Source organism: Armatimonadota bacterium, from assembly GCA_031432545.1.
Taxonomy (GTDB): Bacteria; Sysuimicrobiota; Sysuimicrobiia; order Sysuimicrobiales; family Sysuimicrobiaceae; genus Caldifonticola; species Caldifonticola tengchongensis.
Genome location: JAVKGX010000007.1, coordinates 24,731 through 44,120 on the forward strand (window position 1 = coordinate 24,731; position 19,390 = coordinate 44,120).

Below are 19,390 nucleotides of genomic sequence, written 5' to 3' on the forward strand. Positions count from 1 at the left end.
CGCCCAGGTCGTAGTCTGATGGGTTGAGCACGCAACGGCAGAGGCGACGCAGCGTCCAACGGAGCAACGATGTCGCAGGCATGGCAGCTCGCGCTGCTCGGCGCGGTACAGGGTCTGACCGAGTTCCTCCCGGTCAGCAGTTCCGCCCACCTGGTCTTCGCCCAGTACCTGCTCGGGCTGCAGCGGCCCGGCGTGCTGCTGGAGGCGGTCCTGCACCTGGGCACCGTCGCGGCCGTGCTGGTGCTGTACGGGCGCGACCTGTTCGCCATCGTGACCGACTGGTTGCGGGCGCCGCTGGACATCCGGACGCCGCGGGCGGGGCGGGTGGTGTGGCTAATCGCGCTGACCACCGCCGTGACGGCCGCACCGGGGCTGGTGTTCGAGCGACCCCTGCGGGCGGTCTTCGATTCGGTCACGTGGACCGCGGGGGCTTTGTTGGTGACCGGGTTCCTGTTGTGGTTCGCCCGCGAGCGCGCGCGCCGACCGATGCACGCGATGACCCTTTGGGACGCCGGCCTGATCGGGCTGGCGCAGGCGGTATCGATCCTTCCGGGCATCTCGCGCTCCGGCGTCACCATCGCGACAGGTCTGTGGCGCGGCGTGGCGCGTGAGGACGCCGCCCGCTACTCCTTTCTCGCATCGGTGCCGGCGATTCTGGGCGCGGGCGGATATTCGCTGGCCAAGGAGTGGCGTGTTGCGCTCGCGCACGGACACACACCCGGCGAGTTTGCTGTGGGTTTCGCGGTGTCGTTGGTGGCCGGCACGGCCGCGATCCTGTGGCTCGTGGACTTCGTGCGCCGGGGGCGGCTGGGGCGTTTTTCCTACTACTGCTGGGGCGTGGGGCTGGTGATGCTCGCCGTGGGCGTCGCCCGGGGTGGGACATGAGCCGTCGCGTGGTGGCCGCCCGACGGGCGGCGACGCGGCATCCGGCGGCTCGGAGGAGTCGGCCGCGACCGACGTCCCGGCGCCGCGCGGTCGGAGCGCTCGCCCTCGCCGCAGCTTTGGTGGCCGCGGCGAGCCTGATCCCCGGCGCCGGCGGCGTGATTCCCCGCTACCTCGCCTCCTGGCAGAGGTGGTTGTTCGGGCTGCACGCCTGGGCGGTACCGGTCCTGCTGGCGCTGGCCGGTCTGGTGCTGCTGGTGGTGGAGCGCCCGCGCCTGACGAAGCGTCTGGCAGGGCTGCTCGTTCTGCTGCTCACGGTCCTGCTCGCCGAACACCTCCCCCTGGAACCCGGCCGCGAGATGGCGCAAGGCGCCAGCGGACACGGCGGCGGCAGCGTGGGCGGTGCGCAGGCGTGGCTGTGGAGGAGGCTGCTGGGCGATCCCGGCCCCGCGGTTGGTGTGGCGCTCGGCGCAGTGGCAGCGTTTTTCCTGGTCACTCGCCTGAGCCCCCTGCGCGTGATCGAGGCCGTGGCCCTGGGCGTGCTGCGCGCCGCAGCGGCGATTTGGCGGTCGGTTCCGGGAGTCGCGCGCACGATTGGAAGAGCGGCGGCGGCGGCGTGGACCTGGATTGTGGGGGCGGTGGTTGGGGTCGCGTCTTGGTTGTGGGGGATCGTACCCAGGCACGAAGAGCGTCGCGGAGAACAGACCCCCGCACCGGAGTTCGTGCTGTGCGCCCCAGAGCTGTCAAGCGAGCCCGCCGCCCAGGCTCCGGCCGCCCAGGACGCCCCCGAGCCGAAGACCGCGCTGGCCCGGAAGCCCAGACCGAAGGTGCGCCAGCAAGCCCTCGCCCTCGAGCCGGACGCCGCCTCGCACGGTCCGTGGACCGTCCCACCGCGTTCGATCCTCCAGCCTTCCCCTCCTGGCCGCGGCCGCCAGAAGCTCGATCCGCAGGAGGTCGGCCGGAGCCTGGAAGCCGTCCTGCGCTCGTTCGGGGTCGAGGTAAAGTGCGTGGGCTGGGAGCAGGGCCCGGTCGTGACGCGCTACGAACTGCAGCCGGCGCCGGGCGTGAAGGTCCAGCGCATCACGAGCCTGACCAACGACATCGCGCTTGCGCTGGCGGCCCAGTCGGTACGGATCGAAGCGCCCATCCCCGGCAAGTCCGCGGTCGGCATCGAACTCCCCAACGAAAAGGCGGCGCTGGTCACCCTGCACGAGATCCTCGACGCGCCCGAGTTCGGCCACCCCGACCCGTTGCTGGTCGCGCTCGGAAAGGACATCGCCGGCTATCCGGTCGTCGCCAACCTCGTGGAGATGCCGCACCTGCTCATCGCGGGTGCCACGGGATCGGGCAAGAGCGTCACGTTGAACACGATCATCGCCAGCGTCCTGATGCGGGCGACGCCGGACCAGGTTCGGTTCGTGATGATCGACCCCAAGCGCGTGGAGCTGACGCACTACGACGACATTCCTCACCTGCTCATCCCCGTCGTGCGCAGCGCGAAGGACGCCGCCGCCAAGCTGCGCAAGATCATCGCCGGCATGGAGCGGCGCTACGAGGTGTTCGCCGCGGCGACGGCGCGCAACGTGCAGGCCTTCAACGCGTTGTCCTCAGAAGAGCGCGTGCGGGCGATGGAGGCAGTGTCCGGTGACAAGCTCGGCGAGGGCCAGGATGGCTTCCTGCCGTACGTGGTGGTCGTGATCGACGAGCTGGCCGATCTGATGATGGTCGCCCCGGCGGACTTCGAGGACAGCATCGTCCGCCTGGCCCAGATGGCGCGCGCCACCGGGATCCACCTCGTCGTCGCGACCCAACGCCCGTCGGTGGATGTGATCACGGGGCTGATCAAGGCAAACATCCCATCTCGGATCGCGTTCGCGGTCTCCTCGATGGTCGATTCCCGCACGATCCTCGACACCCCGGGGGCGGAGAAACTGCTGGGGCGCGGCGACATGCTCTACCTGCCGACCGGAGCGAACCGGCCGACCCGCGTACAGGGTGCCTACGTCTCCGATCAGGAGATCGAGCGCATCGCGGACTTCTGGAAGGATCAGGGCCGACCCGCCTACGACGACTCCCTGCTGCAGGCCGACGGGCAGGAAGTGGGAGAGGAAGGAGAGGACGAACTGCTCGGGCAGGCCGCCCGGATCGTCGTCCAGACAGGCTACGGCTCGGTGTCGCTGCTGCAGCGCAAGATGAAGATCGGATACGTGCGCGCCGCCCGGATCGTCGACCAGCTCGAAGCGCGTGGCATCGTCGGCCCGCCCCAGGGCAGCAACCCCCGAGAGGTGCTAATCGGCCTGGAGGAAGTGGACCGGCTGTTTTCGGCCACCGCGCAGACCCCGTAGACCGACGATCCACCCGCGGCCTTCCCGCAGGGACGCCCGACCGTGGCGGAGAAGTCTTCCGACGATTGCTCAAACCTAGCCCAGGGGGAGCGCATGAGGCTTCAGCCACATATACGTTCGTTCGTAGCCGTGCTTGTGACGACTTTGCTGTTCGCGGCGGCCTGCCAGCCCCGCCAGGCCGCCCAGCCGACGGCCGAGAAGATCAGGGTCGGCATCGTGTACGACGTCGGCGGCCGGGGAGACCTCTCGTTCAACGACATGGCCTTCGCCGGTCTGGAGCGTGCCCAGCAAGAGTTCGGCGACCGCATCGAGACCCGGGACCTCGAACCGGCCGCGGGTGGGGAGAACCGCGAGGAGCTCCTGCGGCTGCTGGCCGGCGAGGGCTTCGCGCTGGTGTTCGGGATCGGGTTCCTGTTCACCGACAGCATCAAGCGCGTGGCGGAGGAGTTCCCCAACGTCAAGTTCGGCCTGGTAGACGGATTCATCGAGGAACTGAACGAGGACTCCAACATCGTCTGCCTGCTGTTCAACGAGCACGAGGGATCGTTCCTCGTGGGGGCCGCGGCGGCGATGAAGTCCCAGACGGGCAGGGTCGGCTTCGTCGGCGGCATGAGGATCCCTCTGATCGAGAAGTTCGAAGCGGGCTTCATCGCAGGCGCCAAATACGTCAACCCGCACATCGAGGTCTTCTCAGACTACGCGGGCACAACCGGTGAGGCGTTCCGGGACCCGGTCAAGGGCCGCGAGCTCGCCCTGGCCCAGTACGATCGCGGCGCGGACATCATCTACCACGCCTCCGGCGGCACGGGGATCGGTGTCTTCGAGGCGGCCGTCGAGAGGCGGCGGCTGGCGATCGGGGTGGACGCCGATCAGTCGCTGACAGTGAAGGAAGACCAGCGACCGCACATCCTCACCAGCATGCTCAAGCGCGTCGACGTGGCCGTCTACGAGACGATCAAGGCCCTGGTCGAGGGGCAGTTTAAGGGCGGTTACCGCAACTTCGGCTTGGCCGACGACGGCGTGGGCTACGCCGAGAACGACTACAACCGCGACATGATCGCCGACATCAAGCCGCGCCTGGAGGAACTCAAGCAGAAGATCGTGGCCGGTGAGATCCGGGTGCCGTCCACCCGGCAGGAACTGGAAGAGTTCCTCAGGACGCTGCGCCGCTAGGAGGCGGCGACGCACGAGGCGAGAGCGGGTGGCTGGGGCGCGCCCGCTCTCGCTTTGTCTTCACCGACATGACGCAGACTCTCCTCGAACTGCGCGGCATCTCCAAACGGTTCCCCGGCGTGGTCGCCAACGACGACATCTCGCTGAGGGTGGAACGGGGGGAGATCCACGCGATCGTCGGCGAGAACGGCGCCGGCAAGAGCACACTGATGAAGATCCTGTACGGGCTGTACCAGCCGGACGAGGGCGAGATCCTGATCCGTGGGCGTCCTGTCCGGATGGCCGGTCCGCGCACCGCACTCATGCTGGGGATCGGAATGGTGCACCAGCACTTCATGCTGATCCCCGCGTTCACCGTCGCCGAGAACGTCATCCTGGGATCCGAACCCTCGGGGGTGCTGTCGCGGCGGGAGGCCGAAAGACGCGTGCGCGAACTCAGCGACCGGTACGGCTTCCGCCTGGACCCCTCCGCACCGGTGTCCTCGCTGTCGGTGGGCGAGCAGCAGCGCGTGGAGATCCTCAAGGTGCTGTACCGCGGGGCGGAGCTGCTGATCCTCGACGAGCCCACCGCCGTCTTGACGCCCCAGGAGGTCGAAGACCTCTTCCGGAACCTCCGCGGGCTGCGCGAGGGCGGCAAGACGATTATTTTCATCAGCCACAAGCTCGACGAAGTCCTCGCGCTGGCGGATCGGGTTAGCGTGCTTCGGCGCGGACGCATGATCGGGACGGTCCAGGCCGGCCAGACGGACGAGACGCGGCTGGCCGAGATGATGGTCGGCCGGCCGGTTCTGATGCGTCTGGAGCGCCCGCAGGTCGCCGCCGGCGAGCCGCGTCTGGAGGCCGATCGGCTGCGCGTGCTCGGGACGCGAGGGCGCGTGGCAGTGCGCGACGTCTCGTTTGCGGTGCGGTCCGGGGAGATCTACGCGATCGCCGGTGTGGAAGGCAACGGTCAGACGGAACTGGTGGAGGCGCTGGTGGGCTTGAGACCGATCGCCGGGGGCTCGCTGCGGATCTGCGGCGCCGATGCAACGCACCTGGACGCCCGCGAGATCCGGATGCTGGGCACCGCGCACATCCCGGAGGACCGGCACCGGCGCGGGCTGGTGCTGCCGATGGAGATGCGCGAGAACGTGATCCTCGGTCACCACGTGCGCCCGGTGTTCGGGCGCGGCTTCGTGCTTGACGATCGTGCCGTGGATGCGTTCGCGCAGCAGAAGATCCACGAGTACGACATCCGTGTGACCTCCACGCGCACGCCCGTTCTGGCGATGTCGGGCGGGAACCAGCAGAAGGTCGTCGTGGCGCGGGAGTTCGCCTTCGAGCCCCGGGTGCTCGTCGCAGCGCAGCCGACGCGGGGCTTGGACATCGGTGCGACGGAGTTCGTCAGCGGGAAGGTCCTGGAAGCCAAGGCGCAGGGGATGGCGGTGGTGCTCGTCTCGTCCGATCTGGACGAGGCCCTCGCCCTGGGAGACCGGATCGGCGTGATGTTCGGAGGCGAACTCGTTGGGGAGTTCTCCGCCGAGGCGGTCACGGCATCCGAGCTGGGTCTGTACATGACCGGGGCGCGGCGGCAGGAGGCGGGCACGTGAGCGCGAGGTTGTGGCTACTGCAGTTGAGCACGCCGCTGCTGGCGATCCTCTTCGGTGCGCTCGTCTCCTCGGCGATCATCCTCGCCATCGGCAAGAACCCCCTCGACGTGTATACGCTGATGATCCGGTTCAACGTCACCCGCGCCGACAGCATCGCCTCGATCCTCTTCAAGACCACGCCGCTCATCCTGGCCGGATTGGCGGTGGCCCTCAGCTTCCGTGCAGCCCTGTGGAACATCGGCGTCGAGGGGCAGTACTACATCGGCGCTCTTTGCGCCGCGGTGGTCGCGTTCGGCGTCAAGGGGCTGCCGGCCGTGGTCCACCTGCCGCTGACCATGGCGGCCGCCGTGATCGGCGGGATGGCGTGGGCACTGGTGCCGATCGCACTGAAGCTGCGGCGGGGCGCTCACGAGGTCATCACGACGATCATGATGAACCACATCGCCGCCGCCACGATCCTCTACTTCCTCACCGACGTCTTGCGGGACCCGACCCAGGTTGGGACGCCACGGGTCCGGACGCCGATCTTCGAGCCGACGGCGCGGATCCCGTCGATGCGGGGGGTGCTCGACGCGATCGGTTTTCAGATCCCGGGATATTCGAGCCTCAACTGGCTGCTGCCGGTCGGAGTGGCGTTGGCGATCGCACTGTACCTCTTGCTGAGCCGCACGCGGTTCGGCTACGAGGTGCGGGCGATGGCACTCAACCCCGACGCGGCGGAGGCCGGCGGGATCCGCATCGGTCGCGTGCAGTTCACGATGTTCATGCTCAGCGGGGCGGTCGCGGGACTGGTCGGGCTCAACGACGTGCTGGGCTTTTTCGGCTACCTGGACATCGACTTTCCGAAGGGGCTGGGGTTTTTGGGGATCTCCATCGCGCTGCTCGCCAAAAACAACCCCCTGGGCGTCATCCCCTCAGCGCTGCTGATCGCGTTCCTAGACCGGGGCGCGCAGGGCGTGCAGGTCTTCGCCGGCGTGCCGCGGGAGGTGATTACGATCCTCCAGGCGGTGATCATCCTGGCGATCGTGGTAGCGTACGAACTGTTGACCCGCTACGTCCGCAACGTGCGCAAGCGCGAGGCCGGTCGCGTCGTCGCAGCCGCCGGACCGGTGCTGGAGCCCGGCGGCTGAGGAACCCGATGGAGGTCGTGAGCGTCCTGTTCGACATGGCACTGATCGCCTCGGCGATCCGGCTGACGGTGCCGATCGTCCTGGCGGCGCTGGGGGCGGTGTTCTCCGAGCGCGGCGGGGTCATCAACATCGGCCTGGAAGGCATCATGATCATGGGCACGTTCTTCGGCGCCGTCGGCACGCTGTACGGGGGGCCGACGGTTGGGGTGTTCGCCGCGGTGACCGCGGGTGTGGCGTTCGCGGCCATCCACGCCCTGGTCACGATCACCTTCCGCGTCGACCAGATCATCAGCGGCGTCGTGCTGAACCTGCTGGCCGTGGGGCTGGCGCGCTTTTTGAACATCCTCCTGTTCGGAGTGGCCACACAGTCGCCAGGCATCGGGGGCTTCGCGCCGGTGAGCATCCCGCTGCTGCGCGACGTCCCGGGACTGCGGCCGGTCGCCACCGGGATCTCGCCTCTGATCCTGGTCGCGATCCTGCTCGTGTTCGTCGGGCAGTGGGTCCTCGTCAGGACCAAGTTCGGGCTGCGGCTGCGCGCAGTGGGTGAGAACCCCGCGGCGGCGGACACGCTGGGCGTCAACGTCTACCTGATGCGGTATCTGGGCGTGCTGATCAGCGGCGCGCTGGCGGGCATGGCCGGGGCGTACCTGGCGATCGAGCAGGGCCGGGGCTACCTCGAGGGGATGACGCAGGGCCGCGGCTTCATCGCCCTGGCGGCGATGATCTTCGGCAACTGGTGGCCGATCGGAGCCCTGGGGGCCTCAGCCCTGTTCGGCTACTTCGACGCCCTCAGCCTGCGGGTCGTCGTTCTCAACGTCCCGCACCAGTTCCTGAACGTCCTGCCGCACATCGTGACGATCCTCGTCCTGGCGGGGTTCGTTCGGCGGGCCCGGCCACCTGCCGCCGACGGCGTACCGTACACAAAGGGCGAGGAGAGCTGACGGCTTGTTACACTACTGTTGATGAGCCGTCCGGCGGCCCGCACCGACGCTCGCGAGGCCCGGCCGGGGCCCCTGGGGATCGGGGAGACCCTGCGCCGCCGCCGCGAGAATCTGAACGTCTCCCTGGAGCAGGTCCACGAGCGCATCCGCATCCCCGTCGCCTCCCTCCGAGCCCTCGAGGAGGAACGCTTCGAGGTCTTCGCGGCTGCCCAGTACGCGAAGGGATTCCTGCGCTCGTACGCGGCGTTTTTGGACCTGGATCCGCAACCGCTCCTTGAGCGTCTGAGCACCGTCGTCCGAGCCGACCGGAAGCCGGAGCTGGTCGCCCGCAGCGGGGAGGTGCCGATTCGGCCGGCAGCACCGCCGTCGCCGCTGCGCCGCGTGCTGCGGTGGGCCGTCGCGGTGCTGGTCGTGCTGTTCGGGGTGGTCGCCTACGTGGGATACAGGGAAATCCGCGCGTTCTACGCGACTCCCATTCCTACGCCGGAACCGCTGGCCGCCACCCCCGTGCCGACGGTGCCCCAGCCGGTGGCCGCCGAGCCTTCGCCGGAGTTGCCGCCGCCGACGCCGGCGACCGTGGACGGAGTCCGGCTGGTGGCCCGCGCCGCGGACGTGTCCTGGCTGCGCGTGGTGGCCGATGGCCGCCGCGTCTTTGAGGGATTCATCCGTCCCGGGGAGAGCCAGGTGTGGGAGGCCCAGCAGACGCTGAACATCGTCATCGGCAATGCGTCCGCCGTCGCCCTGGAGGTCAACGGTCGGCAGATGGGTACGCTGGGCGGGCCTGGGGAGGTCGTCCGCCGCACCTTCACGATCGGCGAGGTCGCTCCGGTGCTGCCGTAGGAACACCCGTTGGCCACGCACGAAGTCACCAACCAACCCCCGCCGCTGGTCGGCTACGACGCCTATACCGCGGATCTGGCCCTCGTCGAGGCCGTCTGCCGCGAGGGAGGTGGCTGGGCGGAAGGGGAGTTGCGCAAGATCGGGGCGTTCTGCGGCTCTGCGGCCGCCCATGAACTCGGCTTTCTCGCCAACGGCCATCCCCCGGTCCTGCACACCCACGACCGGTTCGGGTTCCGCCGCGACGAGGTCACCTACCACCCCGCCTACCACGAGCTGATGCGCCACGCCGTGGCGTTCGGCGCGCACGCCGCTCCCTGGGGCGATCCGCACCCGGGCGCGCACGTCGTCCGCGCGGCCAAGTTTTTCCTGCTCACGCAGGTCGAAGCGGGCCACGGTTGTCCGGTCTCGATGACCTACGCGGCCGTCCCGGCGCTGCGGACGACCCCAGACGTCGCGTCCGAGTGGGAGGGCCGTCTGTTTTCGCGCGTCTACGACCCGAGCTTCCGGCCGGTGTCCGAAAAGGCGGGGGCATTGATGGGCATGGCCATGACCGAAAAGCAAGGTGGATCGGACGTGCGGGCCAACACCACCCGGGCCGAGCCGATCGGGAAACCCGGCCCAGGCGGGGAGTACCGGATCACCGGTCACAAGTGGTTCTGCTCGGCGCCGATGTCCGACGCGTTCTTGGTCCTCGCCCAAGCACCCGGTGGGTTGTCGTGCTTCCTGTTGCCGCGGTGGACGCCCGACGGTCAGCGCAATGCCTTTTTCCTCCAGCGGCTGAAGGACAAGCTCGGCAACCGGTCCAACGCGTCGGTCGAGGTGGAGTTCGATGGAGCCTGGGCACGGATGGTCGGGGAGGAGGGGCGCGGCGTGCGGACGATCCTCGAGATGGTCACCCACACGCGCCTGGACTGCGTGATCGGCTCGGCGGCCGGAATGCGTCACGCTGTCGCCGAGGCCATCCACCACGCCGCCCATCGCCGGGCGTTCGGTAGGCTCTTGCTCGATCAGCCGCTCATGCAGAACGTGCTGGCCGACCTCGCATTGGAGAGCGAGGCGGCCACGGTGCTGGCCATGCGGCTCGCCCGTGCCTACGACACGACCGCTCCGGAGGAAGTGGCCTTCCGGCGCCTGGCGACCGCGGTCGCCAAGTACTGGGTCTGCAAGCGCACTCCGCCGCACGCGGCTGAGGCCCTCGAGTGCCTGGGCGGCAACGGCTACGTCGAAGAGTCCGTGATGCCGCGTCTGTTCCGCGAGAGCCCGCTCAACGGCCTGTGGGAAGGAGCCGGCAACGTCATCTGTCTGGACGTGCTGCGCGCGATCCGGCGCGACCCCCAATCCGTAGAGGCCTTCTGGAACGAGGTCCGGCTGGCCCACGGTGGGGATGCGCGCTTGGACGCGTTCGTCCGCCGTCTGGAACGGGACATAGCCGAACCCGACGAAGCCGCCGCGAGGCGGCTCACGGAGGACATGGCACTGGCCCTGCAGGCCTCCTTGCTGGTGTGTTGTGGTCCCCCCGCCGTGGCGGACGCATTCTGCGCGAGCCGGCTGGGGGCAGACCCCAGGCGCGCCTTCGGCACCCTTCCGGCGGGCGTCGATCTGTCGGCGATCGTGGAGCGCGCCCGCCCACGACTCCCATGAGAGCCGGCGAGGTCGTCTCCGTCGGGACCGAGCTGCTCTTGGGGCAGATCACCGACACCAACGCGACGTACATCTGCGAGCGCCTGGCCGAACTCGGCATCCCCGTCTACTTCCGGCAGACCGTGGGCGACAACCTCGAGCGCATCCAGCAGGCTTTTCGTCTGGCGTCTTCGCGGGCCGACCTCGTCGTCTTCACGGGGGGGTTGGGACCGACCGAGGACGACCTCACCAAGGAAGCTGTGGCTGCCGCCCTGGGCGTGGACATGGTGGTCGACGAGGCGTCGCTGGCGCACCTGGAAGCGTTCTTCGCGCGCCGCAACCGCCAGATGACGCCGAACCAGCGGCGCCAGGCGCTCATCCCGCGTGGTGCTGAGGCGATTCCGAACCGATGGGGTACGGCGCCGGGGATTCTTTGGGAGCACGACAGTCGCCTGATCGTGATCCTGCCGGGCATCCCGCGCGAGATGCGCGGGATGTTCACCGAGACCGTGATCCCGTATCTGCGCGAACGCGGCTGGGTGGGGCGAAGCGTGATCCGCTCCCTCGTGCTGCGCACCGTCGGCGTCGGCGAGGGCGCGCTAGAAGAGCAGATCCGCGACCTCATCCACACGACCAACCCGACGGTCGCCCCGCTAGCCCATTTGGGCGAGGTGCACCTGCGCATCACCGCACGCGGTACCCCCGCTGAGGTGGACGCGATGCTGGCTTCAGCCGAAGCAGCTCTGCGGAAGCGGTTGGGCGACGCGGTGTACGGCGTGGACGACGAGACACTAGAGATGGCCGTGGCCCGGCTGCTGTCCGGGCAGGGAGTCACCGTCGCTGTCGCGGAGTCCTGCACCGGCGGGCTGGTCGGACACCGACTGACCAACGTACCGGGAAGTTCCGCCTACTTCCTCGGCGGGGTCGTGGCGTACGCGAACGAGGCCAAGCAGGCCCTACTCGGCGTGTCCCAAGCGCTGCTGGAGCGCCACGGAGCCGTCTCCGGAGAGGTCGCCGAGGCGATGGCGCGGGGCGTCCGCGAACGGTTCGGCGCAGACGTCGGTCTTGGGACCACGGGCATCGCCGGGCCCACCGGCGCCACGCCCGAAAAGCCGGTCGGGCTGGTGTTCCTGTCGCTTGCGGGAGCCGGGGACGCGCGCACCGTACGGGTGAACTTCGGGGAAGAACCCGGGCGGGAGGGCGTCAAGCACCTCGCGGCACAGGCGACGCTGAACCTGCTGCGACGGTATCTGTTGGAGGACCGATCGCGCACGCCGCCGTCGTGATGTCATGCGCCTGTTCGTGGCCATCCCCCTCGACCCCGCGCTGCGGCCTGCAGCCCAGCGTGTCCGCGACGAGATCGTGCGCCTGTGCCCCGAAGCGGCGACCGGCGTCAAGTGGGTTGAGCCGCACAACCTCCACTTCACGTTGAAGTTTTTGGGCGAGGTCCCCGACGCGAAGGTGCCGGAGGTTGCCGCATCGCTGGGACGCCTGCGCGAATGCGAGGCTTTCGAGATCCGCATCGAGGGCGTCGGTGCGTTTCCCACTTCCAGCAGTCCCCGGGTGGTGTGGGTCGGTGTCTTTGAGGGCGCCGACCGCCTGACGGCCCTCGCTGCCCGGGCGGAAGAGATCCTGGCTGAAGTGGGGTTTGCGCGGGAGGCCCGGCCCTTTTCGGCCCACCTGACCCTGGGCCGCGCCCGGGAGCGCAGACGCCTCCCTTGCTTGAAAGTCGCCCTGGAGGCCCAGCGGCATACGAAAATCGGGGTCCAGTGCGTTGGTTCGGTGGTGCTGATGCAGAGCCGACTGAGCCCAAGGGGCCCGACGTACGTAGAGAGGGCGACGTTTCCACTGGTTCGGTATTGACAGGCAAACATATGTTTGGTATGATCCGCGGGACAACGCAGGAGGGTGATCACGATGAGCGAGCGGCAGAAGGCGCTGGACCTAGCCTTGGCGCAGATCGAAAAGCAGTTCGGCAAGGGGTCCATCATGAAGCTGGGCGAGGCGTCGCAGCGGCTTGCCGTCGAGGTCATCCCCACCGGCGCCCTGGGCGTGGACGTGGCGCTCGGGGTCGGCGGAGTGCCGCGCGGCCGGGTCGTCGAGATCTACGGCCCGGAGTCGTCGGGCAAGACCACGCTGGGATACCACATCATGGCCGAAGCGCAGAGGGAAGGGGGGGTGGCGGCATTCATCGACGCCGAGCACGCCCTCGACCCGGCCTACGCGCGGTCGTTGGGCGTCAACGTCGACGAACTGCTGATCTCCCAGCCGGACAGCGGGGAGCAGGCGTTGGAGATCGCCGAGACCCTGGTGCGCTCCGGCGCCGTGGACGTCATCGTTGTGGACTCAGTGGCGGCCCTCGTGCCCCGCGCCGAGCTCGAGGGTGACATGGGCGACGCCCACGTCGGGCTGCAGGCCCGCCTGATGTCGCAGGCGCTGCGCAAGCTGGTCGGTGCGATCAGCCGCTCGCGTTGCGTCGTCGTTTTCATCAACCAGATCCGCGAGAAGGTCGGGGTGATGTTCGGAAACCCCGAGACCACGACCGGCGGCCGCGCCCTGAAGTTCTACTCTTCGGTGCGCATGGAGATCCGCCGCACCGAGAACATCAAGAGCGGGGACGAGGTCCGCGGCATGCGCGCCCGGGTCAAGGTCGTCAAGAACAAGGTCGCCCCGCCGTTCCGTGATGCGGAGGTGGAGATCTACTACGGGAAGGGGATCTCCAGAGCCGCCAGCCTACTCGACGTCGCCACCAACCTCGGGCTGATCCAGCGCGTCGGCACGTGGTTCTCCTACGGAGAGATGCGGATCGGTCAGGGCAGAGACAACGCCCGCGAGTTCCTGGAGAACAACTCGGAACTGGCCGCGGAGATCGAGGCGAAGGTGCGCGAGAAACTGAACCTGGGCCGCGGCCGCGCCCCGCTGCCCGAGGCACCGGTGGTCGCCGAGCCGCCCTCGCGCAACAGCAAGGAGGCCCCGGCACGGACGCGGTAGCGGGGCGAGTCACCCTCGGGGGTGGCGGCTCAGGATCGTTGCCGCGGATGGTGTGGCTGGGCGCAGATCGGGGGTTGAGTCCCAAAGTCCGCGCCTTGCGGGAAGGGAGGTTGACGATGGCAGCCGACGTACATAACGGCGAGGCGGGCAAGGCGATATTCAGCGAGCAGGTGCGCGCCGGAGGGCGAACCTACTTCTTTGATGTCAGGGAGTCGAAGAACCGCAGGCGCTATCTGGTCATCACCGAGACGCGCAAGACGGGCACGGGCCGCCAGCGCGCCAGCATCCTGGTGTTTCCGGACGACGTCGAGGCGTTCGGGCAGGCCCTGCGCAAGGCGGAGGGAAGACTGCAGAACGCGTGATCCTGAGCGAAACGTTCTCACTCCCCCGGGAGGGAGACGACTGACGGACAGGAGGGCCGACTGCTGCCGTTGGTCCTCGGGCCAGCGGAGCCAACCCGACGGCAGCTGGGCGGTCGTGAGCCCATCGTATCGGCGTGAGATGTCCTATGGCTTCCAAGATGCGCTCTCGGATCTTTCCGCGTCTTTGGTATTCGAGCGACGCCGAAAACGCAGCCAGTTTCTACACCTCCATTTCCCCGGATTCGCGGGTCGACCGCGTCAGGGCGCTGCTGAGTGATTCCCCAAGCGGCCCGGCCGGAACGGTGAAGGTAGTCGATTTCACCCGGCTCGGTCAACGCTTTCAAGCGATCAGCGCCGGACCTCACCACGATTTCAACGATGCGATCTCTGTGGTTGTGCTTGCGGTCGGGTGACAATGTCCAGCAACTTTCTGTGACATCCGGGAGGAGCCGGGATGTCTGTGGGCAAACACGAGGGGAGAGGCCAAGGACTGCACGGCCCCAAGTCACTGTCAGGACACGGCCGGGGTGGCTTCGATGACCATCAGGGTATGCCTCGCGGGGTCCGAACTGGCGCGTGCCGTCGCGAGAGCTGCGGACCTGTCTCTCGTGGCCGGCGTGTCGCGCACGCACGCGGGTCGGAACTTGGGCGAGGTATTGGGTGAGCCACACCTCGTCTGCCCCATCTACCGGTCGGTTGCAGAAGCGCTGGCCCATCCTTGCGACGTCTTCGTCGAGTACACGGAGCCGGGGACTGCCAGAACTCACGTCCTGAACGCACTCGAAAGGGGAGCCCATGTCGTGGTGGGAAGTTCCGGGCTTGCGGATGACGACTTCGCGCGAATCGATCGGGTCGCTCGCGAGCGGCGGCGCGGCGTCCTCGCGTGCGGCAACTTCGCCCTCACGGCCGTGCTGCTGCAGAAGTTCGCCGAGGTGGCAGCCAGGTACATTCCGCAGTGGGAGATCATCGACTACGCGCACGACAACAAGGTGGACGCTCCGAGCGGAACGGTCCGTGAACTGGCCGCTCGCCTCGCCAGGGTGCGCCCTCCCAAACCGACGGTGCCCGCAGACCGGACGGTGGGGCTGCGCGAAGCGCGGGGCGCCACACTGGCGTCTTCCCAAGTCCATTCCCTCCGGCTGCCCGGGTACATGATCAGCGCCGAGATCATCTTTGGGATGCCCGACCAGCGACTGACGATTCGTCACGACGCGGGCAGCAGCGCTCGACCCTACGTCGACGGAGCTGTGCTCGCCATCCGTAGGGTTTCGACGCTGCTCGGTCTGCACCGGACACGGAGCAAGCGGGATGCACACGCTTCTATGGGTTGTGCAGGTCGTCCTCGGCATCTACTTCTTCGTCACCGGCCTCATCCACTTCTTGGTGCCGCCGGGCTTGCCCGGGCCGATGGCGTGGATGTACGAGTTGCCCACAACACTGCACTTCGTCGCTGGCGGTGCCGAAATCCTCGCTGGTCTGGGCCTGATTCTGCCCGGAGCGATCCGCGCTCGAGGTGAACTGACGGTGCTGGCAGCGTTGGGGCTGGTCGTGGTGATGCTGGGTGCGGCTGCGTGGCACCTTTGGCGTGGGGAGTACGAGAACATCTTCATGAACCTGGTTCTGGCGGGCCTGGCGGGGTTCGTGGCCTACGGCCGATGGAAGGTGAGACCTCTGGGCGGGTCTTCGCGGCCATGAAGGAGCGCGACCGCGCGGCACGGCGGGCGATCAAGTCGGACAGTGGGCCGCGGTCGGACCCACGGCAGGTCGGGGCTCTGCCCTCGGAGCCAAGCAGCGCGTTCGCCGCGATCGACGGGTACATCGAGGGTCTGTTCGTGCCGCAGGATGTCGCTCTGGATGCGACGGTACGCTCGATCGCGGATGCGGGGATGCCGCCGATCCAGGTGTCTGCGGTCCAGGGAAAGTTCCTCCATCTGCTCGCCCGGCTTGTGCGAGCGCGCCGGATCCTCGAGATCGGTACGCTCGCTGGATACAGCACGATCTGGCTGGCGCGGGCTCTGCCAGCCGACGGCAGCCTGATCTCGCTGGAACGAAACCCTCGGTACGCACAGGTGGCGCGTGCCAATCTGGCATGCGCGGGCGTGGACACCAGAGTCGAAATCGTCGTAGGCCCGGCGCTGGAAACCCTCCCGCGGCTCTGGCGCGCAGGAGGAGGCCCCTTCGACATGGTCTTCATCGATGCCGACAAGGAGAACTACCCGGCATACTTGGATTGGAGCCTGCGCCTGACGCGCTCGGGCAGCCTGATCGTCGCGGATAACGTCGTGCGCGCAGGCCGCGTCCTCGCGGCCCACCCCGCAGACGGCGCCGACCGCGGCGCGCGGGCGTTCAACGCGGCGCTGGCGGCCGAAGCACGGGTCGAGGCGATCGTCGTGCAGCACGTCGGCGTCAAGGGACACGACGGCATGGCGATCGCCGTCGTGAGGTAGCCCGTCGCCGCTTACCCCGGACGTCCGCGGCGTCGGACGAGCCCGAGCCCGGCGCAGATGGAGGAAGCCGTGCTGATCCTCGGTCGCCGTGACGTCGAAGCTCTGCTGGACGTCGACGTCCTGATCGATGGGCTCGCGGTGGCGATGGCCGATGTGAGCGCCGGCCGTGCGTCCGTCCCGCCCCGAAACTTCGCGACGGTGGCAGACCGAGGGCTCCTGGCCGCGATGCCCGCGTATCTGGAGACCCGCAGTGTGCTGGCGGCCAAGCTCGTGTGTGTGTTCCCGGGCAACGCCCTCCGGGGCATCGAAACGCATCAGGCTCTGATCGGCGTCTTCGAAGCGGACTCCGGCCAGCCGGTGGCGATCCTCGATGGCGCCTCGATCACGGCCGTGCGCACCGCGGCGGGCTCGGCGCTGGCGACTCGCCTGTGCGCGCGTCAGGACGCGCGCGTCCTGGCGATCCTCGGCACCGGCGTACAGGCGCGCTCCCACGCGCGCGTCGTGCCCCGCGTCCGCCGGTTCGCCGAGATCCTGGTCGCGGGCCGCACGCCCGAGAAGGTGGAGGCTCTGGCGACCGAGATCGGGGCCACGCCGGTGCGATCGTACGCCGAGGCGGTCGCGCTCGCCGATGTGGTCTGCGCATGCACCCACGCGACCGAGCCGATCGTGCGGCGGGAGTGGCTGAGGCCGGGGACCCACGTGAACTCCGTCGGGTTCACCGCCGGGTTCGAAGTGGATCCTGCTGCGTTCGCGGACGCCGTCGTGATCGTGGAGTCCCGGGACGCAGCGATTGGTGAGTACCCCAACGGCGCGGCCGACCTGACGGCCGCCGTCCGTCAGGGACTGGCGCGCCCCGAAGACATCTGCGAAATCGGCGAACTGGTCGAGGGGCGCCGATCCGGACGCACGGACCCGGATCAGATCACGGTCTACCGCTCCGTGGGAGTGGCCGCCGAGGACGCGATCGCCGCTTGTCTGGTCGTGGAGGCGGCGCGCAGGCGGGGTCTGGGCGTAGAGGTCGATCTGTCGTGATCCTTGAGGCAAGGCTACCCGCACAGGCGCTGGACCGGCGTGGCCGTCGAACGGGACGCGGCGCCGGGTCGCATGGCAGGCCTGAGGGCGGCACCACAAGACCAGCCGAACGGAGGGGAGGCGGCCGCGGACGAGCGCGCTCGGTACAATAGCGCCGGGAACACGTGGAGCGGAGGAGGGTGGCATGCGCGCGATCCGGATTCACGAGACCGGTGGCCCGGAAGTGATGCGTCACGAGGAAGTGCCTACTCCCTCGCCCCAGGAGGGGCAGGCGTTGGTCCGTCTGGCGGCAGCAGGCGTAAACTTCATCGACGTGTACCAGCGCAAGGGGCTGTACAAGCTGCCGCTCCCGGCGGTGCTCGGGCAGGAAGGAGCAGGGGTGGTGGAAGCCGTCGGCCCGGGAGTGGAGGTGGTCAGGCCCGGAGACCGTGTGGCGTTCGCAAACGTGTTGGGGGCTTACGCGGAGTACGTCGTCGCCCCCGCCGATCGTCTGGTGCTCCTTCCGGAGGGAGTGGACCTGGAGACGGCCGCCGCAGTCATGCTCCAGGGCATGACCGCACACTACCTGACCCATTCCACGTACCCCCTGCGGGAGGGGGACGTGGCGCTCGTGCATGCCGCCGCCGGTGGAGTGGGCCTGCTGCTCACCCAGATGGCCAAGCGACGGGGGGCGACGGTGATCGGAACGGTCTCGACGGAGGCGAAGGCCCGACTCGCGGAAGACGCGGGTGTGGATCACGTGGTCCTGTACACCGAGACGAATTTCGAAGCCGAGGCGCGACGCATCACGGACGGCAAGGGGGTTCAGGTCGTCTACGACTCGGTGGGACGGGATACGTTCGAGCGCAGTCTCGGCAGCCTGACGCTGCGCGGCATGCTCGTGCTGTTCGGGCAGTCCAGCGGTCCAGTCGCTCCGTTCGACCCACAGATCCTCAACGCCAAGGGATCGCTGTTCCTGACGCGGCCCACGCTGATGCACTACACCGCCACGCGCGAAGAGTTGCTGTGGCGTGCGAACGACGTCCTCGGATGGGTAGCCTCGGGAGAACTCAGGGTCCGGATCGACCGGACCTTCCCGCTGGATCAGGCGGCCGAAGCCCATCGGGCATTGGAGAGCCGGCAGACGACCGGCAAGGTGTTGCTGTCCATGTGAGCCGGTTGGTCAGATCTCCGGCGGCCGCACTCACAGCCGGCCGGCGCCCGGCGACCCCCCGCACCGGATGGACGTTCGCCAGCGAGAGGGAACGTGTGTTTGCTATAATGGGGCGGCAGGAGGCGGACTTCCTGAAACGCATCGAGAGCAGACGGTGACGGAACTGCAGACACCTGCGTCGCGCTCAAGACGGGCGGCTGCGCGGGGCGGCGGGCTCACACCGCAGGTCGTGAGTGTCCTTCCCGCCCGCCAGCCCGGTCTGGTGCGGATACGGATGTCCACGGGGGAGTTTCTGCGTGTCCGGGAGCAGACTTGTAGGGAGCTGGGCGTCAGCCTGGGGGCGATCACCGCCCAGACCCTGCGCCGGCTGACCGACGAAGACGCTGGCACCAGGCTCCGGGAACGCGCCCTGCGCCTGCTGGCTGCGCGTCCGAGGTCGCGGGCCGAGCTGGCTGCCAGACTGCGACGGGTAGGCCCCGCCGCGCGGGTGGCCGGCGTGCTGGCGGAACTGGAACGGCAGGGCCTGGTGGACGACGAACGCTTCGCACGCCTGTGGACGCAGTCCCGCCGTCAGGCGCGCAGGTGGGGTGCGCTTCGGATCCGCCGGGAACTACGCGCTAAGGGAATCCCCCCCGACGTCATCGAGCGGGTGTTGGACGAAGACCCAACCGATGAAGAGGCTGTGGCCGAAGCGCTCGCCTGCCAGAGGCTGCGTGCCTACGCCGGGCTCGACCGCAAGACCGCTGCCCGCCGCCTGGCCGCGTTCTTGGCCCGCCGTGGCTTCCGGGACGGCAGCGTGATCCACGCGTTGCGCAGGGTCGGGTTGTTCGCGGACCGAACCGCAGACGAGGGGCCCGCCTGATGCGCCAATCCATCGAATCGCCC

The 19,390-nt window shown here is 68.7% G+C and carries 18 protein-coding genes and 1 pseudogene; all 19 read left to right on the top strand.

What is annotated here, in order from left to right:
* Nucleotides 1-69: 69 nt before the first annotated feature.
* A complete protein-coding gene (locus QN163_07765; protein MDR5683906.1) occupies nucleotides 70-885 on the top strand; it encodes an undecaprenyl-diphosphate phosphatase in 816 nt (271 codons plus the stop codon).
* Nucleotides 882-3,227: a DNA translocase FtsK gene (locus QN163_07770; protein MDR5683907.1), complete on the top strand. Its 2,346-nt coding sequence runs from the start codon at nucleotides 882-884 to the stop codon at nucleotides 3,225-3,227. Before QN163_07765 ends, QN163_07770 begins: the two co-directional genes overlap by 4 nt.
* Nucleotides 3,228-3,320: 93 nt before the next feature.
* Nucleotides 3,321-4,400, top strand: coding sequence for a BMP family protein (locus QN163_07775; GenBank protein ID MDR5683908.1), 1,080 nt, complete (start codon nucleotides 3,321-3,323; stop codon nucleotides 4,398-4,400).
* A 68-nt stretch (nucleotides 4,401-4,468) separates the two neighbouring features.
* Entirely contained in the window at nucleotides 4,469-5,989 is a 1,521-nt protein-coding gene (locus QN163_07780) for an ABC transporter ATP-binding protein (protein ID MDR5683909.1), read from the top strand.
* Entirely contained in the window at nucleotides 5,986-7,119 is a 1,134-nt protein-coding gene (locus tag QN163_07785) for an ABC transporter permease (GenBank protein MDR5683910.1), read from the top strand. The genes QN163_07780 and QN163_07785 overlap by 4 nt, the downstream gene beginning before the upstream one ends.
* A gap of 8 nt (nucleotides 7,120-7,127) precedes the next feature.
* Nucleotides 7,128-8,060, top strand: a complete 933-nt coding sequence (locus QN163_07790; protein ID MDR5683911.1) for an ABC transporter permease — start codon at nucleotides 7,128-7,130, stop codon at nucleotides 8,058-8,060.
* Between the two features lie 21 nt (nucleotides 8,061-8,081).
* Nucleotides 8,082-8,900 carry a DUF4115 domain-containing protein gene (locus QN163_07795; protein ID MDR5683912.1) on the top strand — a complete coding sequence of 273 codons (819 nt, stop codon included), beginning with the start codon at nucleotides 8,082-8,084 and terminating at the stop codon, nucleotides 8,898-8,900.
* Between the two features lie 9 nt (nucleotides 8,901-8,909).
* Nucleotides 8,910-10,541: an isovaleryl-CoA dehydrogenase gene (locus tag QN163_07800; protein ID MDR5683913.1), complete on the top strand. Its 1,632-nt coding sequence runs from the start codon at nucleotides 8,910-8,912 to the stop codon at nucleotides 10,539-10,541.
* Nucleotides 10,538-11,806: a competence/damage-inducible protein A gene (locus tag QN163_07805; protein ID MDR5683914.1), complete on the top strand. Its 1,269-nt coding sequence runs from the start codon at nucleotides 10,538-10,540 to the stop codon at nucleotides 11,804-11,806. The genes QN163_07800 and QN163_07805 overlap by 4 nt, the downstream gene beginning before the upstream one ends.
* 4 nt (nucleotides 11,807-11,810) lie before the next feature.
* Nucleotides 11,811-12,383, top strand: a complete 573-nt coding sequence (gene thpR / locus QN163_07810) for an RNA 2',3'-cyclic phosphodiesterase (protein ID MDR5683915.1) — start codon at nucleotides 11,811-11,813, stop codon at nucleotides 12,381-12,383.
* A gap of 54 nt (nucleotides 12,384-12,437) precedes the next feature.
* Complete coding sequence (gene recA, locus QN163_07815) at nucleotides 12,438-13,511, top strand: recombinase RecA (protein MDR5683916.1); 1,074 nt, start codon at nucleotides 12,438-12,440, stop codon at nucleotides 13,509-13,511.
* A 116-nt stretch (nucleotides 13,512-13,627) separates the two neighbouring features.
* A complete protein-coding gene (locus QN163_07820; protein MDR5683917.1) occupies nucleotides 13,628-13,873 on the top strand; it encodes a DUF3276 family protein in 246 nt (81 codons plus the stop codon).
* Nucleotides 13,874-14,019: 146 nt separating this feature from the next.
* Nucleotides 14,020-14,286: a VOC family protein gene (locus QN163_07825; protein ID MDR5683918.1), complete on the top strand. Its 267-nt coding sequence runs from the start codon at nucleotides 14,020-14,022 to the stop codon at nucleotides 14,284-14,286.
* Nucleotides 14,287-14,409: 123 nt separating this feature from the next.
* Nucleotides 14,410-15,165, top strand: a pseudogene (gene dapB / locus QN163_07830) (4-hydroxy-tetrahydrodipicolinate reductase).
* A gap of 16 nt (nucleotides 15,166-15,181) precedes the next feature.
* Nucleotides 15,182-15,568 (top strand): DoxX family protein, encoded by a 387-nt coding sequence (locus QN163_07835; protein ID MDR5683919.1) that lies wholly within the window; start codon nucleotides 15,182-15,184, stop codon nucleotides 15,566-15,568.
* Entirely contained in the window at nucleotides 15,529-16,320 is a 792-nt protein-coding gene (locus QN163_07840) for an O-methyltransferase (GenBank protein MDR5683920.1), read from the top strand. The genes QN163_07835 and QN163_07840 overlap by 40 nt, the downstream gene beginning before the upstream one ends.
* A 57-nt stretch (nucleotides 16,321-16,377) precedes the next feature.
* Nucleotides 16,378-17,352: an ornithine cyclodeaminase family protein gene (locus tag QN163_07845; GenBank protein MDR5683921.1), complete on the top strand. Its 975-nt coding sequence runs from the start codon at nucleotides 16,378-16,380 to the stop codon at nucleotides 17,350-17,352.
* 184 nt (nucleotides 17,353-17,536) lie between these two features.
* Entirely contained in the window at nucleotides 17,537-18,505 is a 969-nt protein-coding gene (locus QN163_07850; protein MDR5683922.1) for a quinone oxidoreductase, read from the top strand.
* A 154-nt stretch (nucleotides 18,506-18,659) separates the two neighbouring features.
* Nucleotides 18,660-19,367 carry a regulatory protein RecX gene (locus tag QN163_07855; protein MDR5683923.1) on the top strand — a complete coding sequence of 236 codons (708 nt, stop codon included), beginning with the start codon at nucleotides 18,660-18,662 and terminating at the stop codon, nucleotides 19,365-19,367.
* Nucleotides 19,368-19,390 lie beyond the last annotated feature (23 nt).

What these genes read in the sequence shown, in the direction of transcription:
- QN163_07820 (MDR5683917.1), top strand. Translation starts at nt 13,628, where the DNA reads ATGGCAGCCGACGTACATAACGGCGAGGCGGGCAAGGCGATATTCAGC.
- QN163_07770 (MDR5683907.1), top strand. Translation starts at nt 882, where the DNA reads ATGAGCCGTCGCGTGGTGGCCGCCCGACGGGCGGCGACGCGGCATCCG.
- QN163_07845 (MDR5683921.1), top strand. Translation starts at nt 16,378, where the DNA reads ATGGAGGAAGCCGTGCTGATCCTCGGTCGCCGTGACGTCGAAGCTCTG.
- QN163_07805 (MDR5683914.1), top strand. Translation starts at nt 10,538, where the DNA reads ATGAGAGCCGGCGAGGTCGTCTCCGTCGGGACCGAGCTGCTCTTGGGG.
- QN163_07780 (MDR5683909.1), top strand. Translation starts at nt 4,469, where the DNA reads ATGACGCAGACTCTCCTCGAACTGCGCGGCATCTCCAAACGGTTCCCC.
- recA (MDR5683916.1), top strand. Translation starts at nt 12,438, where the DNA reads ATGAGCGAGCGGCAGAAGGCGCTGGACCTAGCCTTGGCGCAGATCGAA.
- QN163_07790 (MDR5683911.1), top strand. Translation starts at nt 7,128, where the DNA reads ATGGAGGTCGTGAGCGTCCTGTTCGACATGGCACTGATCGCCTCGGCG.
- QN163_07775 (MDR5683908.1), top strand. Translation starts at nt 3,321, where the DNA reads ATGAGGCTTCAGCCACATATACGTTCGTTCGTAGCCGTGCTTGTGACG.
- QN163_07840 (MDR5683920.1), top strand. Translation starts at nt 15,529, where the DNA reads ATGGAAGGTGAGACCTCTGGGCGGGTCTTCGCGGCCATGAAGGAGCGC.
- thpR (MDR5683915.1), top strand. Translation starts at nt 11,811, where the DNA reads ATGCGCCTGTTCGTGGCCATCCCCCTCGACCCCGCGCTGCGGCCTGCA.
- QN163_07765 (MDR5683906.1), top strand. Translation starts at nt 70, where the DNA reads ATGTCGCAGGCATGGCAGCTCGCGCTGCTCGGCGCGGTACAGGGTCTG.
- QN163_07795 (MDR5683912.1), top strand. Translation starts at nt 8,082, where the DNA reads ATGAGCCGTCCGGCGGCCCGCACCGACGCTCGCGAGGCCCGGCCGGGG.
- QN163_07825 (MDR5683918.1), top strand. Translation starts at nt 14,020, where the DNA reads ATGGCTTCCAAGATGCGCTCTCGGATCTTTCCGCGTCTTTGGTATTCG.
- QN163_07835 (MDR5683919.1), top strand. Translation starts at nt 15,182, where the DNA reads ATGCACACGCTTCTATGGGTTGTGCAGGTCGTCCTCGGCATCTACTTC.
- QN163_07850 (MDR5683922.1), top strand. Translation starts at nt 17,537, where the DNA reads ATGCGCGCGATCCGGATTCACGAGACCGGTGGCCCGGAAGTGATGCGT.